Raw genomic sequence first — 15,086 nt, 5'->3', positions numbered from 1 at the left:
AGAGCAAAAGCTGGCCCGCCACACGCTGCCGGACAGGGTGGGCGCTCGCTACCGCTTCAAGCCTGCGCACGCAGCGGTTGTGGCATGGCGGGCACGGCGTCCGCGGTGGCGTCGACGGTGCCGTCAGGCGTACCCGGCACGGGCAAGACAAAGGGCAGCACCTGCGCCTTGCCACGGCGCGCTTCCTGCGCGCGCGCATCGTGGGCGAGAAATTGATAGGCGATGGCGAACCACGCCTCGCCCACGATCACCTTGCGCGCCAGCACGAACAGCTCGCGCTCTTCTTTTTCGAGGCGCTGCAGCAAGGTGGCGCAAAAGGCGTCGATGGCGGCGCACAGCTGCTCGGCCTGCAATTCGGTATGGTCGATGGCGGCACCCGCGCGCTGCTGCACGACATTGATGCTGTCCAGCGCCGCGTGGTTCAAGCCATTGATCTCATTGAGCAAACCGTCGAGCAAACCGTCCGCATGCGGCGCGGCCTGGCGGATGGCGGGGATCAGGTACATCTCCACCTTGCGCCAGTAGCCTCCCTGGTACAGCCGGTTCAGCCAGTCGCCCGCATACTGCAGCTGCGCCAGGCTGAGCCTGCTCTGCTGGCGCAGCTGCGCATGCATGTACTTCTGAAAGGCTAACAGGCTCATGCGGATGCTGGCCTGTTCCACCGACAGGGAAACCAATATGTATGTTGCCGTAAGCATGCACTCACTCCCGAAAACGCGCTGGATGTCTCATCCTGGAAGTGAAAGTGTAAAGACTGCCGACAGGGGGCGGTTTGATCCTGCACAAACCCGCAGCGAGCCCCCTGCGCTTTTTTTCAGGGCGCGCGCAAGCCGATATGCAGGTTGACGACGCCAGGCTCTTCCGATGGCGTGACCTCGCCGCCAAAGCTTTTCACCAGCCGCTGCATGCCCTTGTTGCGCGCCATCGCCTCGCCCACCAGCGCTTCCGTGCCGCGGCTGCGGAAGTAGTCGACCAGCTTCTCGAACAGGATGTGTCCCAGGCCCTTGCCTTTCAGGGCCGAGCGCACGGCGATGGCGAAATCGGCGTGGATATTGTCCGGGTCGGCCACGGCGCGCACCACGCCCAGGGTTTCCGGCTGGCCGTCCGGGCCCGTGTGCGTGGCGATGAAGGCCATGGCGCGGTCGTAATCGATCTGCGTCAGGCGCGCCAGCTGCGACACGGGCAGCTCGCGCATGGAAGTAAAAAAGCGCAGGCGCACGTCGTCCGGATCCAGCGCGTGGAACAGGTCCATGTGCTGCGGCGCGTCCTCGGGGCGGATGGGGCGCAGCAGGATGGACTGGTCCATCCACGTCACCTGCTCTTCCAGCTCCTGCGGATACGGGCGGATGGCCAGGCGGTCGCGCTTCTGGCCCGGCTGCAGGCGGATGCGCGCGTCGAGCGCGATCACGCCGTGGGCGTCGGCCACCAGCGGATTGATGTCGAGCTCGGCCAGCTCGCCGATGTCGGCCACCAGTTCGGCCACCTGGATCAGGGTGTAGCAGATGGCGTCGATGTCGGCCGGCGGCTGGTTGCGGTAGCCGGCCAGCAGTTTCGACACGCGCGTGCGCGCCAGCATGTCGCGCGCCAGCACCATGTTCAGCGGCGGCAGGCCGATGGCGTGATCGGCCGTCACTTCCACGGCGATGCCGCCCTGCCCCACCAATATCACGGGGCCGAAGGCGGCGTCCGTGGTGACGCCGACGATCAGTTCATGCGACTGCGGCCGGCGCGCCATCTGCTGCACCGTGAAACCGTCGATCAGCGCATCGGGGCGCATGCGGCGCACGCGCTTGAGCATGGCGGCGGCCGCCGTGCGCAGGATGTCGGGCGTGTCGAGGTCGAGCGCCACGCCGCCCACGTCGGATTTGTGGGCGATGTCGGGCGAATGGATTTTCAGCGCGACCGGGTAGCCGATATCGGCCGCCACGGCCAGCGCCTCTTCCACGTCGGCCGCCATGCGCGTGGTGGCGACGGGGATGCCGTAGGCGGCCAGAATTTCCTTCGAGCGGCATTCGCCCAGCACCGTCTGGCCGGCGGCCAGCGCGGCGGCGACGATTTCGCGCACCCTGGCGCGGCGCGGGGTGGCCGACATGGGCAGCTGCGCCGGCACCTGCATCAGGGTTTCCTGGTTGCGCCGGTACTGCACGATCTGCATGAAGCCATGCACGGCCTTTTCCGGCGTGTCGTAGGTGGGTATGCCGGCCCGGTTGAAGACCTGGCGCGCGGGCGCCACGGTGGTGCCGCCCAGCAGGCACGACAGCACCGTGCGCGACGTGGCATTGATCAGCGGCGTGACGGCTTCGGCGATGTCGATCGACGAGACCATGGCCGTGGGCGCGTGCAGCAGCAGCAAGGCGTCCGCCTGCGGCTCGTCGAGTAGCGGCTTGATGGCGTCCGCATAGCGCTGCACGGCCGCGTCGCCGGGCAAGCCCACGGGGTTGTCGTGCGACCAGCCCCGCGGCAGCGCCTTTTCCAGCGCGATCACGGTATCGGGCGACAGTTCGGCCAGCTTGCCGCCGCTGCCCACCAGCGCATCGGTGGCCATCACGCCCAGGCCGCCGCCGTTGCACAGGATCGCCAGGCGCTCGCCGCGCTGCGAGCGGATGTGCGTGAGCGTTTCCACGGCGTCGAACAGTTCTTCGGCCGAATACACACGCAGCATGCCGGCGCGGCGGATGGCCGCGTCATACACGGCGTCGGAGCCGGCCAGCGCGCCCGTGTGCCAGGCCGCCATGGCGGCGCCTTCCGCCTCGCGTCCCGCCTTCAGGACGATGACGGGCTTGCTGCGCGCGGCCGCCCGCGCCGCCGACATGAATTTGCGCGCCGCCTGGATGTCTTCCATGTACAGCAGGATGGCTGCCGTGTCGACGTCGCCGGCCAGGTAGTCGAGCAGGTCGCCGAAATCGATGTCATAGCTGGCACCGAGCGAAATGAACTTGGAAAAGCCCACGCCGTGCGCGTTGGCCCAGTCGAGCACGCCCGACACCAGCGCCCCCGACTGCGACACGAAGGCGATCTTGCCGCTCGTCGCGCCCACATGGGCGAAGCTGGCGTTCAAGCCCAGCTTCGGCACCAGCAGCCCCATGCTGTTGGGCCCCAGGATGCGCAGCAGGTGCGGCTTGGCCGCCTTCAGCATGGCCAGGCGCAGCGACTGCTCGCGCACGGGGTCGAGGCCCGACGTCATGACGATGACGGCGCGCGTGCCCAGCGCGCCCAGTTCGCGGATCAGGGCCGTGATGGTGGCGGGCGGCGTGCAGATGATGGCCAGGTCCGGCGCCTTCGGCAAATGTGCCAGCTTGCGGTAGCATTTCAGGCCCATCAGTTCGTCGTACTTGGGATTGACGGGCCAAATGTCCCCTTGGTAGCCGCCACCGAGCAGGTTGTACAGGGCGATGGCACCCAGCTTGCGTTCGCGCGCCGTGGCGCCGATCAGGGCCACCGAGGCCGGCTTGAACAGCTTGTCGAGATTACGGATACTCATGTTCTGGCCTCATGGATTGCCGGAGCGGGATTGCCGGAGCGACTATGCGCCAGTGTATAGGATGCGTTGCCAAATAAATTTGACCTTGTCGTGCATTCCGCAAAAAAAGCATGGCTACCAGCGCGAGCGGTGGCTTTCCGTCACCCCGGCCAGCTGCGCCACGATGCGCTTGGGAGCGTCCGCGCTGGTGCGCACCCAGCCGCTGAAGGTGCCGATCGGCTGGATGTAGCGGCTGGCGGCGAGCCACAGGTTCTTGTCTTCGCGGCGCGCCCCTTCCGGCTTGAAATGCAGGTCGAGCAAATCGTCGTCCGTCCACACATGCCACGGCGCCAGCGGGTTCTCGGGATTGAAGTCGAAATGCGCGCGGCCCAGCGGATACAGCTGGCCATCGAGCCACAGCGCGTTTTCGTGCGCGCCGAAATAACCTGCCTGCAGATTGAAACCCAGGTCCAGGCCGTGCGCCGAGGCCCAGCGCCATTCCGTCTCGCGCGCCAGCAAGCCGTTCGAATAGTCGAAGCTGGCCACGCCGTCGTCCAAGCTGTAGCCGATGGCGCCGCAGCGCACGCTGCCCCACAAGGGCAGGCCGCCCGACTTTTGCGTCGCATGCACGCTGCCGCCCTCGCCCACGGGTCCCACGGCCAGCAAGGTGGGCGCCACGGGCGGGCCGAATTCCGCATCGATGCCGAAGTGGCCGCAATCGAGCCGCAAACGGTAGCGCTGCTGCGGCTGGGCTTCGATACTGATTTTTTGCGAGAAGAAGCGGAAACGGCTGCTGCCCCCCGCATGCGGCGCCAGCGTGGCGCTCAAGCCGGGCACGCCATCCTGCGAAAAACTGGCCACGATCTTGCCCTTGTGGCGGTCGAAGGCATAGGCGAAGGCCGTGCTGGTCCAGCCCAGGTCGACGATGGCCACGCCGCAGAACAGGGTGGGCGTGGACAGGGCCACGTAATGCCAGCGCTTGTGGTGGAACAGGCGCCACAGGGCGCCGCGCGCGTGCGGCGGCGCCAGCGCGGCCCAGTCGAAGGCGTCCAGCTGCCCCGTGTAGCGGCCAAAGCAGGGAACGCCATTGGCGTCGAGCAGGTGGGAAGGCGCCGGCGGCAGCATCATGCGGCCCGCCTTGCCGCCTGGCCAGCGTCCTGCAGGACCTGGGCCAGCTGCGCGCCAAACAACGCCGGGCGCGCCTGCGCAATCTCGATATCCGGGCAGGCATGCCACAGCGCCAGCCGCTGCACGGCGCCAGCCACGTCCTGCACCAGGCGGGCACTGAGGCGCACGCCCTCTTCCAGCGCCAGCGACTTGATCTCGAAACGCCCCTGCGCGCGGTGCGCCTTGGCGTCCAGCCGTCCCACCAGCGCGCCGCGCCGCAGGATCGGCAGGGTGAAGTAGCCATAGCGGCGCTTTTCGGCCGGCGTGTAGCATTCGAGCCGGTAGTCAAAGCCGAACAGTTCCAGGGCGCGGCGCCGGTCCCATACGACGGGATCGAACGGCGAGAGGATCGTCGTCAAGGTGGGCGCCAGCTTGCCGGCGGCCGCGTCGCGCAACAAGTCTCCATGCTCGGCATGCACGTACACGGCATCACTCCAGCCATCGACCATGCAGCGCAGCAGCGCGCCCTCGTCCACCAGCGCCTGCAAATCGTGCGCCAGGCTGGCGCGCGATTGTTTCGTGCGGAAGTAGTCGCTGATCCAGCCGGCCCGCGCCAGGCCCAGCGCCTTCACGCTGGCCAGCAGCAGGCGCCGGCGCACCTGCTCCGCGGACGGCAGCAAGCCGTCGTGCCAGCCCGGCAGCACTCTTTCGGCCAGGTCGTAATAGCGCTGGAACTGATGGCGCTTGGCGATCATCAGCACGCCCGACGTAAACAGCACTTCCAGCGAGCGCTTTTCCGGCTTCCAGCTCCACCAGCCGCCCGCCTGGCCATCCGTGCGCTCGAAGTCGGCCGAACGCGCGGCGCCGTTGGCGCGGATGTGTTCGAGCACCGAGGCGACGGCGTCGCCCTGCTCGGCCATCCATTTGACCGAATACTTCCAGCCCATGGCGGCCGGGTCCAGCATGCGGTGGCGGTACAAGCCATAGTCTTCGATGGGCACGAAGCACGCTTCGTGCGCCCAGTATTCGAACAGCGCGCCCTCGGCCAGCAACTGCTCCAGCCACGGCTGCGGATAGTCGCCCAGCCGGCTCCACAGCACCAGGTAGGGGCTGCGCGCCACCACGTGGATGGTGTCGATCTGCAGCACGCCCATCTGCCGCACGGCGGCCAGCACGTCGGCCTTCACGGCTTTCTTGCGCCGCGCCTGCAGCAAACCCTGCGCGGCCAGATGCAGGGCGCGCGCGGCGGCCAGCGACAAGGAAGGGGCGTCGGGAGGTAGGGGCTGGTGTGGGCTGTGCATAGCAGAAAGATACCGCATTCCGCACCCGCCTTGTGCGTTTTCTCGCTATCGGAGCGCGCCGCCGCTGGCGCCGCCACCCGGGGCAATACGGCCGTCACGGCCAGCCGCCGTCCCTGCCAGCGGCCGCCGGTCTTCACCGAAGACAAGGCGCCTGGCGGGACCGGTGCCGCGTTCGCATGCTGGCGCGCTTGTTAAGAATCTCTTAAGAACTTCTGCGCATGCTGCACGGCGAAATATTGTTTGGGAAGCCATGCCTGTAATTGTGAATGATTCTTATTATTTTCATGATTCCCATTATCAATACAGTCCAGACCAATCACTGATCCATTCTCCAGGAGTTTGCATGTCCAAGCACTTCCGCCACGCGCGCCTGCCGCGCCCCACCACCCTGGCCCTGGCCTTGGCCGCCCTGTCCTGCCTGCCGGCTCACGCCCAGACGGGCACGCCTGGCAGCATGCCGGAAGTGGTGGTCTCCGCCTCCGGTTTCGAGCAGGATATCAAGCAGGCACCCGCCTCGATCACGGTGCTGACGCGCGATGCACTGTCGAAGGAGCGCTTCGGCAACCTGACGCAGGCGCTGGAAAGCGTGGAAGGCATCGACGTGGGCGCGGCGGGCGACAAGACGGGCGGCATGAACATCAGCATCCGCGGCATGCCCAGCGACTACACCCTGGTGCTGATCGACGGACGCCGCCAGAACGCGGCCGGCAACGTCACGCCGAACGGCTTCGGCGGCACGCAGACGAGCTTCATGCCGCCGCTGGCCGCCATCGAGCGCATCGAGATCATCCGCGGCCCCATGTCCACCCTGTACGGCTCGGACGCCATGGGCGGCGTGATCAACATCATCACGCGCAAGGTGGGCAAGCAGTGGATGGGCTCCGTCTCGGCCGACTACACCGTGCAGCAGGAATCCGATTTCGGCGACGTGAAAATCGGCCGCTTCTACCTGAGCGGCCCCATCGCCACCGACCTGCTGGGCCTGTCCCTGCGCGGCAGCAAGCAGCGCCGCGATGCGGCCGACATCCGTTACACCGACGCGGCAGGCACGGCAGTCGTGCCGAACATGGGCGCCAATCCCGTGCGCGCGGACATCGACAACTTCGGCGCGCGCCTGGCCTTTACGCCGAACCGCACCCACAGCGTCATCCTCGACGCGGACGCGGGCCGCCAGACCTACGACAATTCGAAGAAGCAACTGGGCACCTTGGGCTTGCAGGGCGGCTACGGCCCCGAGCAGAAATACAAGCGCGACCAGTGGACCCTGTCCCACACGGGCCGCTTCGGCTTCGGCACCCTCGACAGCAGCTACATGGTGAACAAGACGGAAACCCTGGGCCGCACGATTCCGCCGGGCACGCCGGACGCCGTGGCCGGCAGCGCACGCACCCTGGAAGTGGAAAGCCAGGTGTTCGACACCAAATTGGTCATGCCCTTGGGCAAACACATGGCCACCGTCGGCGCGCAGTGGTGGAAGGCGGAAATGACGGATGGCGTGGCACCGACAAAATTCGAATTCACGCAAAAAGCCCTGTTCCTGGAAGACGAATGGCAGGTGCTGGACAACGTCGCGCTGACCTTCGGCGCCCGCTATGACGACCACAGCATCTTCGGCGGCCAGACCAGCCCCCGCGCGTATGCCGTGTGGAACGCGTCCCCAAGCTGGACCGTCAAGGGCGGCGTCAGCAAGGGCTACAAGACGCCGCGCGTGGAGCAGTTGTCGCCAGGCATCAACGGTTTCGGCGGCCAGGGCACGATCCCCCTCGTCGGCAGCCCGAACCTGAAGCCGGAAACGAGCACGACGACGGAAATCGGTGCGTATTTCGACAACCTGGCCGGCTGGACCGCCAGCGGCACCATGTTCAACAATACCTTCAAGGACAAGATCACGACGGGCACGGGCCTCGTCAACTGCGACTACCGTCCATCGCCGAACCGTCCCGGCTGCGTCAGCTTCGGCAACTGGCCCAACGTCGACGCGTTCGGCCAATCGGTCAACGTGGATGAGGCCGTCACGCGCGGCGTCGAGCTGAACACGCGCTTCCCGCTGGGCAAGACCCTGTCGGCCAGCGCCAACTACACCTACACGGAAAGCGAACAAAAGAGCGGCAGCAACGCCGGCAAGCCCCTGAGCGACACGCCGAAGCACGCCCTCAACGCGCGCCTCTCGTGGGATATCTCGCGCGCATGGAACGGCTGGCTGCGCGCCGAGTATCGCAGCGAGCGCTTCCGCGATCCGGGCACCTCGGCGTCCACGCGCGCCGCCAAGGCCGCGCTGGGCGACTACCAGGGCTACACCATGCTGCACCTGGGCAGCAGCTATCAGCTGACCCAGCGCGTCACCCTCAACGCGGCCGTGTACAACCTGCTCAACAAGGACTTCATCGACTACCAGCCGTACCGCGCAGGCGCGGGTCTGGCGCTGACCTACGCCAACCGCTACGTCAACAGTCTGGATGGACGCCGCCTGTGGCTGTCGGCCACCGTCGATTTCTGATCAAACGGGCGGCCCGCGGGCCGCCTCCGTCAAGCCACTTTGGGCTTGTCGATGCAATAGCCGATCGCATGCACGGTGCGTATCACGTCCCGCCCCAGCTTCTTGCGCAGGTGGTGGATATGCACTTGCACGGCATTGCTTTCCACTTCATCACCCCAGCTGTACAGGTTTTTCTCCAGCTGTTCCCGGCTCAGTACCCGGCCATCGTGTTCCAGCAGCAATTGCAGGATGCGAAATTCCTTCACCGTCAGCATCACGGGCATGCCCCGTCGCGTCAGGTGCCGGTGCGCGATATCGAGCACCAGGTCGCCATGCACGAGCTGTTCACGCAGGCGGCCGGCGGCGCGGCGGCAGGCGCTGCGGATGCGCGCGGCCAGCTCGTCGAGGTCGAACGGTTTCACTAAAAAGTCGTCGGCGCCCGCGTCGAGTCCGGCGATGCGCTCGCCCACCGTGTCGCGCGCCGTGACGACCAGCACGGCGCCGCTGTAGCCATTGTCGCGCAACACGCCCAGCGCCTGCATGCCGTCCTGCCCCGGCAAGCCCAGGTCGAGCAGGATGCAGCCATAGTCGTGCAGGCGCACGGCCGTGTGCGCCTGCTCCGCGCTCGTGACCCAGTCGACGGCATAGCCGCCCTGTTCCAGGCCGATCTGCGTGGCCCGGCCCAGCTGCGGGTCGTCTTCGGTCAGCAAGATGCGCATGGGGAAGCGGCGCGGTCCGCTCAGTCCTTTTTCTTGATCAGGCCAGCGAGCGCGGCGAAGGGATTGTGCGTGGCGGGCGCCACCTCGGCCGACAGCAGGCCGGCGCCACGGTCCGCTTCCAGATAGCGCGAGTGTTCATTGTCGTGGCAATACAGGCACAGCAGTTCCCAGTTGCTGCCGTCGGGCGGATTGTTGTCGTGGTTATGGTCGCGGTGGTGCACCGTCAGTTGCTGCACGTTGGCGCGCGTAAATTCGCGCATGCAGCGGCCGCAGACCCACGGATACATCTTCAGCGAGCGCTCGCGGTAGCCGCTCTCGCGCTGGTCGGCGGCGCGGCGCGCTTCGGCCACGATCTTGTCCAGTCTTGCCGCGTCGGGCTTTTTACTCTGCATGACAACTTTCGATATGGGAGGGAGAAGCGCTCATTTTAATGAGGATGGCGGTGCAATTGTACTTTTTCTGCCACGCCGCCAGCCCGTGTCGCCGCCGGCGTGCTTTTTTTAGCGTGCGCGGCACCACAAATACTTGATTTAACGCAAAATAAGCCCAGCGACAGACCGCGAACAGACGATGGCAGCGGCGGCAACACGCTGACGCGTAAGGCGGCCGATTTCGGCTATCATGCGCGCCACGCCGCCCCTCCCCTTTTCCATGAATATAGCCTGCAAGCGCCCGTGATAGCGATAACAAGACCCCTGCAACGCCTTGCCCGCCGCCTGTACCGTTTCAGCCTGGTGCCCCTGTTCGCGCTCATCCTGCTGCTGGCGCTGTGGGCGGCCGTCCTGTACCAGGTGGGCCAGGAGCGGGCCGGCGCGGTGCGCGACGCCGTGGCCGTCAGCCAGTCGCTGGCGCGTACCCTGGCCGACCATACCAGCTACATCCTGCGCCAGACCGATCACGCCACGCAATTGTTCAAGCTCAAATACGAGGAAACGGACGGCGGCCTGCGCCTCAACGAATTCACGCGCCGCCAGGGTCTGCTCGACAGCGTGCTGCCGTCGAAACTGGAGCTGCCGATTGCGCTCGTCGACGCGCAGGGCAATGTGCTCGACAGCGCCCACGCCTATTTGCCGGAAAACCTGGCCAGGCAGGCATTTTTCAGGGCGCTGGCCGCCAATGCATCCGATACGGCCCTGGTCGACACGCCCATGCTCGATGCAAGCAGCAAGCGCTGGACCATCCGCCTGGCACGCCGCCTGAACGATGCGCAGGGCCGCTTTGCCGGCGCCATCGTCATCCTCGTCGACCCCACGTATTTTGTCGACGACTACGACCGGCTCAATCTCGATGAACAGGGCGCGCTGATGCTGGTGGCGCGCGACAGCGGCCTGACGGTGGGGCGCATCGGCGAGCAATTGATCGTCAGCGACCGCATCGACTTCCGCATGCCGGGACCGCCGCGGCACGCGCCCGAGGAGCTGCTGATCGAGCCGCCCGTCGACGCGACGGCGCGCATCTACAGCTACAGTGAGCTGCCGCGCTACCCGCTGCTGGCCGTGGTGGGCGTGAGCCGCGCCGTCGCCCTGGCCCGCTTCGAACACCGCCGCCTGATCTATGTCGGTGCGCTGCTCGCCGCCAGCGTGCTCATTGCCGCCTTCACGGCCCTGCTGATGCGCCAGAGCGCGCGCCTGCGCCGCAGCATCCGCCAGGCCAAGGAAGCCCAGGCGCTGCTGCGCGCGGCGCACCAGGGCAGCCTCGATGCCGTGCTGCTGCTGAAAGCCTGGCGTCCCGCGCCGGGCAAGCCGGTGGAAGACTTCATTTTCGCCGACGTCAACGAACGGGCCGCCGACATGCTGGGCAAGCCGCGCGCCGAGCTGCTGGGCCAGCGCGTGCTGCCGCAGGTACCGCTGCTGCGCGGCGAGCGCTTCTTCAAGCGCTTCGTGCTGGTGATGGAAACGGGCCAGCCGCTGGAAGATGAATTCGAGCTGCCGCTGGCCTCGGGCGGCACGCGCTGGCTGCGCCACCAGGTGGTGCCGATCGCCGACGGCGTGGCCGTCACCTCGCGCGACATCAGCGCGCGCAAGCACGACGAACTGGCGCTGCAGGACAACCGCAGCTTCCTGCAATCGCTGATCGACCATTTGCCCGTGCTGGTCTACGTGAAAAGCGCGCGCCCGGAAAACTTCGGCAAGATGGAAGTGTGGAACAGGGCGGCCGAGGATATCACGGGCCACCTGGCCACCGACGTCATCGGCAAGACCGATTGCCAGGCCTTCCCGCCCGACTTCGGCCTGCACGACGCCGAGGACGACCGCGCCATCCTGGCCGAGCGCGGCGTCATCGACCATACGGAAAAGCCGCTGCGCCTGGCGGACGGCAGCCTGCGCTACCTGCGCGCCGTCTCCGTGCCCGTGTTCGACGAGCGCCAGCAGATCGAGCACATCCTGTGCATCGCCGAGGATATCTCGCAGCGCCGCCAGCAGGAACTGGAACTGCGCCAGAAACAGGCCGAGCTGGCCGCCGTCAACGACGCCTCGCCGCTCGGGCTGGTGCGCCTGGACCGCCAGCGCCGCTGCACCTACGTCAACCGCACCTTCGAATCGATCACCGGCCTGCCGCGCGCCGCCGCCCTGGGCGCCGGCTGGACCAGCGCCCTGCACCCGGACGACTATCCGCTGATGCACGTGGCGCTGGAACAGCTCACGCGCAGCCACGCACCGTTCCAGTCGACCCTGCGCTGCCTGCAGCGCGACGGCAGACTGGTCTGGGTCTCCGTCAAAATCGCCCCCATCCTCATCGACGGCAGGATCGAAGGCTATGTGGGCAGCCTGGACGACATCACCACCTTGCGCGAATCGGAAGTGGCGCTGCTGGAAAGCGAAGCGCGCCTGCGCACCATCGCCGACACCTTGCCCGCCATGATCGCCTACATCGACGCCGACCAGGTCTACCGTTTCCTGAACATCGCCTATGAGCGCGAATTCGGCCTGACGGGCCAGCAGGCGCTGGGCAAGAGCGTGCGCGACACGGTGGGCGAGGCGCGCTACCGCACGGTGGCGCCGTACATCGAGCGCGTGCTGGCGGGCGAAACTTTGAGCTTCGAGGAAGAAGACGACAAGGAAGGCATCGAGCGCTGCATGGAAGTGATCTACATCCCGCAGATCGGCGAGGACAAGCTGCAGGTGGTGGGCTTTCACGTGATGCGCCAGGATATCACCGTACAAAAACGCGAAAAACAGCGCCTGCTGAAACTGGCCCAGGTCGATGCGCTCACCGGCCTGTCGAACCGCGCCGGCTTCCAGCAAAAACTCAGCGACGCCATGCACGCCAGCCGCCGCCAGCGGCACCTGATGGCCGTCATGTACATGGATATCGACCGCTTCAAGCCCGTCAACGACACGCACGGCCACGGCACCGGCGACGCCCTGCTGCGCGCCTTCGCCCAGCGCCTGACGCAGACCATGCGCGCCACCGACATCATCGCCCGCCTGGGCGGCGACGAATTCACCATCATCATGGAACAGATCGTCCGTCCCGACGACGCGGCCGTGCTGGCGGAAAAAATCGTCGCCGCCATGCGGCAGCCGTTCGAACTCGATGGCATCACCGTGCGCATTTCCGCCAGCATCGGCCTGGCCTTCTACCGCGACGAAGACATCTCGCCCGCCGTGCTGCTGCAGCGCGCCGACGTGCTGCTGTACCAGGCCAAGCAGGATGGCAGGAATACCTATCGCGCCGGCGTGCTGACGACTTGATGGCCGCTGGCGCCTGGCGCCATTCCTGCTATATTGGCGCCTGTCCTCCCCTACCCTTGCCCCACCATGCGCCTGCTGCACACTTCCGACTGGCATCTGGGCCAGACCCTGCACAATTATGAGCGGGGCTACGAGCACCAGCGCTTCCTCGACTGGCTGCTCGACACGCTCGTCGCCGAACAGGTCGACGTGCTGCTCGTCGCCGGCGACGTGTTCGACAACGCCAACCCGTCGGCCGCCTCGCAAAAGCAGCTGTACGTGTTCCTGCAGCAGGCGCGCGCGCGCCTGCCCGCGCTGCAGCTGATCGTCGTCGCCGGCAACCACGATTCGGCCGGCCGGCTGGAAGCGCCCGCCCCTCTGCTGGCCGCGCATGGCACGCACGTGATCGGCCACTTGCTGCGGGACGAAGCGGGCAATATCGACCTGGAACGCCTGCTGCTGCCGCTCACCGGCAGCGATGGGCAGGTACAAGCCTGGTGCCTGGCCGTGCCCTTTTTGCGCCCCGGCGACGTGCCGAAGCTGCCGGCCGGCGACACCCAGGACGCCTACCTGGGCGGCATCGCGCTGCTGTACCGCCAGCTGGCGGACCTGGCGCTGGCGCGCCGCCAGCCCGGGCAAGCCATCCTGGCCATGGGCCATTGCCACATGGTGGGCGGCGAAATGTCGAACGACTCCGAACGCCGCATCGTCATCGGCGGCACGGAGATGCTGCCCTCGGGGATTTTTGACGCCGCCATCGCGTATGCGGCGCTGGGCCACCTGCACAAGGCGCAGGCCGTGGGCGGCCAGGAGCACATCCGCTACTGCGGCAGCCCGATTCCCCTGTCCTTCGCGGAAGTGAACTACCGCCACCAGGTGCTGTGCCTCGATATCGAGGGCGAGCAATTACGCGAGGTACGCGTCATCGAAGTGCCACGCGCCGTGCCCCTGCTGCGCGTACCCGCCACGCCGGCGCCGATCGCCGAAGTGCTGGAACAGCTGGCCGCCCTCGACCTGCCCGCCGCGCCACCGGAAGCGCAGCCCTTCCTGGAAGTGCGCGTGCGCCTGGACGCGCCCGAACCGGGCCTGCGCACGCGCATCGAAACGGCCCTGGACGGCAAGCCGGTGCGCCTGGCGAAGATCGAGACGTCGAGCGCCGCGCGCAGCAGCGCGCCCGAAAACATGACGCTCGACCAATTGGGCCAGCTGCAGCCCGACGACATCTTCCGCCGCCTGTACCTGCAAAAGTACGGCAAAGAAGCACCGCCCGAACAACTGTCGGCCCTGGCCGAACTGCTGCTGCCCGGCGCCTGAGTAATCCTGAAAAACCATGAAAATCCTGAACATCAGTGGCAAGAACCTGGCCTCGCTGGCCGGCGAATTTGAAGTCGACTTCCAGCAGGAGCCGCTGGCGTCCGCCGGCCTGTTCGCCATCAGCGGCCCCACGGGCGCGGGCAAGAGCACCCTGCTCGACGCGCTGTGCCTGGCCCTGTACGACGCCACGCCGCGCCTGCTGAAGGTGCTGGGCCGGGGCAGCGCCCTGCCCGACGTGGGCAAGGAAACCGTCAACGCCCAGGATACGCGCACCCTGCTGCGCCGCGGCACGCCGGACGGTTACGCGCAAGTCGATTTCGTCGGCAACGACGGCGGTCACTACCGCGCGCGCTGGAGCGTGCGCCGTTCGCGCACGAAGGCCGAAGGCGCGCTGCAGGCGACCGCCATGAGCTTGCACCAGCTGCCCGCGCTGCAACCCATCGGCGGCACCAAGACGGAAGTCAAGGAAGAGATCGAAAAGCGCATCGGCCTGTCCTTCGACCAGTTCACCCGCGCCGTGCTGCTGGCGCAAAACGAGTTTTCCACCTTCCTCAAGACGGAAGACAATGAACGGGGGGAGCTGCTGGAAACCCTGACGGGCAGCAGCATCTATACCGACATTTCCATGCGCGCCTTCGAGAGGGCGAAAAAGGAAAAGCAGGTCCTCGAACGCCTGGGCGAAAAACTGGCCGATCAGCGTCCCCTGTCGCCGGAAGAGCGGGCCGAGACCGAGGCGCTGTACGGCGCGGCCGAGACCACCTTGCAAACGATCGACTTGCGCAAGGCGGTGCTGGAACTGCAGCAGCGCTGGCACCAGGAAACGCACAAGCTGCAAAGCCAGGTAGTGGCGGCGCAAGCGGCGCTCGATGGCGCGGATGCCGAACGGGCCGCCGCCGAAGAGCGCCGCGCGGCGCTGGCGCAGTGGGAATTGCTGCAGCCGGCGCGCCCCCTGATCGACGACGTGGCGCGCCTGGCCAGCGACATCGCCGGCACCGGCGCCGCGCTGGAAGCGTCGCGCCTGCAGGCGGCGCAGGC

10 protein-coding genes are annotated in these 15,086 nt (G+C 67.0%); 4 read left to right on the top strand and 6 right to left on the bottom strand.

The genetic code is table 11. The features are described 5' to 3' along the window. Positions 1-56: 56 nt before the first annotated feature. The 4 genes from GCN78_RS26825 to GCN78_RS26810 form a co-directional block, all read right to left on the bottom strand. On the bottom strand, positions 57-698 hold the full coding sequence (locus tag GCN78_RS26825; RefSeq protein WP_152254425.1) for a hemerythrin domain-containing protein: 642 nt from the start codon (positions 696-698) through the stop codon (positions 57-59). Between the two features lie 116 nt (positions 699-814). Further along, the gene (locus tag GCN78_RS26820; RefSeq protein ID WP_193316885.1) at positions 815-3,481 is read right to left on the bottom strand and encodes a bifunctional acetate--CoA ligase family protein/GNAT family N-acetyltransferase; all 2,667 of its coding nucleotides are present in this window, start codon (positions 3,479-3,481) and stop codon (positions 815-817) included. A 114-nt stretch (positions 3,482-3,595) separates the two neighbouring features. Beyond that, positions 3,596-4,588, bottom strand: a complete 993-nt coding sequence (locus GCN78_RS26815; protein WP_152254424.1) for a DUF2804 domain-containing protein — start codon at positions 4,586-4,588, stop codon at positions 3,596-3,598. Beyond that, positions 4,585-5,868: a winged helix-turn-helix domain-containing protein gene (locus GCN78_RS26810; RefSeq protein ID WP_152254423.1), complete on the bottom strand. Its 1,284-nt coding sequence runs from the start codon at positions 5,866-5,868 to the stop codon at positions 4,585-4,587. Before GCN78_RS26810 ends, GCN78_RS26815 begins: the two co-directional genes overlap by 4 nt. A 343-nt stretch (positions 5,869-6,211) precedes the next feature. Between GCN78_RS26810 and GCN78_RS26805 the strand changes: the two genes are divergently transcribed. Next, positions 6,212-8,365: a TonB-dependent receptor domain-containing protein gene (locus GCN78_RS26805; protein WP_152254422.1), complete on the top strand. Its 2,154-nt coding sequence runs from the start codon at positions 6,212-6,214 to the stop codon at positions 8,363-8,365. A gap of 29 nt (positions 8,366-8,394) precedes the next feature. Here the strand turns inward: GCN78_RS26805 and GCN78_RS26800 are convergent, their stop codons facing one another. Together GCN78_RS26800 and GCN78_RS26795 are read right to left on the bottom strand one after the other, a co-directional pair. Next, positions 8,395-9,063, bottom strand: a complete 669-nt coding sequence (locus tag GCN78_RS26800) for a response regulator (protein ID WP_152254421.1) — start codon at positions 9,061-9,063, stop codon at positions 8,395-8,397. Between the two features lie 20 nt (positions 9,064-9,083). Next, the gene (locus tag GCN78_RS26795) at positions 9,084-9,455 is read right to left on the bottom strand and encodes a YajD family HNH nuclease (protein ID WP_034755042.1); all 372 of its coding nucleotides are present in this window, start codon (positions 9,453-9,455) and stop codon (positions 9,084-9,086) included. A 282-nt stretch (positions 9,456-9,737) separates the two neighbouring features. Here GCN78_RS26795 and GCN78_RS26790 point away from each other — a divergent pair, with 282 nt between their 5' ends. The 3 genes from GCN78_RS26790 to GCN78_RS26780 form a co-directional block, all read left to right on the top strand. After that, entirely contained in the window at positions 9,738-12,758 is a 3,021-nt protein-coding gene (locus GCN78_RS26790) for a PAS domain-containing protein (RefSeq protein WP_226939842.1), read from the top strand. A 66-nt stretch (positions 12,759-12,824) separates the two neighbouring features. Continuing rightward, complete coding sequence (locus GCN78_RS26785; RefSeq protein WP_152254420.1) at positions 12,825-14,051, top strand: exonuclease SbcCD subunit D C-terminal domain-containing protein; 1,227 nt, start codon at positions 12,825-12,827, stop codon at positions 14,049-14,051. A 16-nt stretch (positions 14,052-14,067) separates the two neighbouring features. After that, positions 14,068-15,086 (top strand): AAA family ATPase (locus GCN78_RS26780; RefSeq protein ID WP_152254419.1); only part of this gene is annotated, 1,019 nt, incomplete at its 3' end.

The organism is Janthinobacterium rivuli (genome assembly GCF_009208735.1).
Lineage (GTDB): Bacteria > Pseudomonadota > Gammaproteobacteria > Burkholderiales > Burkholderiaceae_D > Janthinobacterium.
Note: the sequence above shows the minus strand (reverse complement) of the source record. Positions and strands in the feature narration are given on the sequence as shown.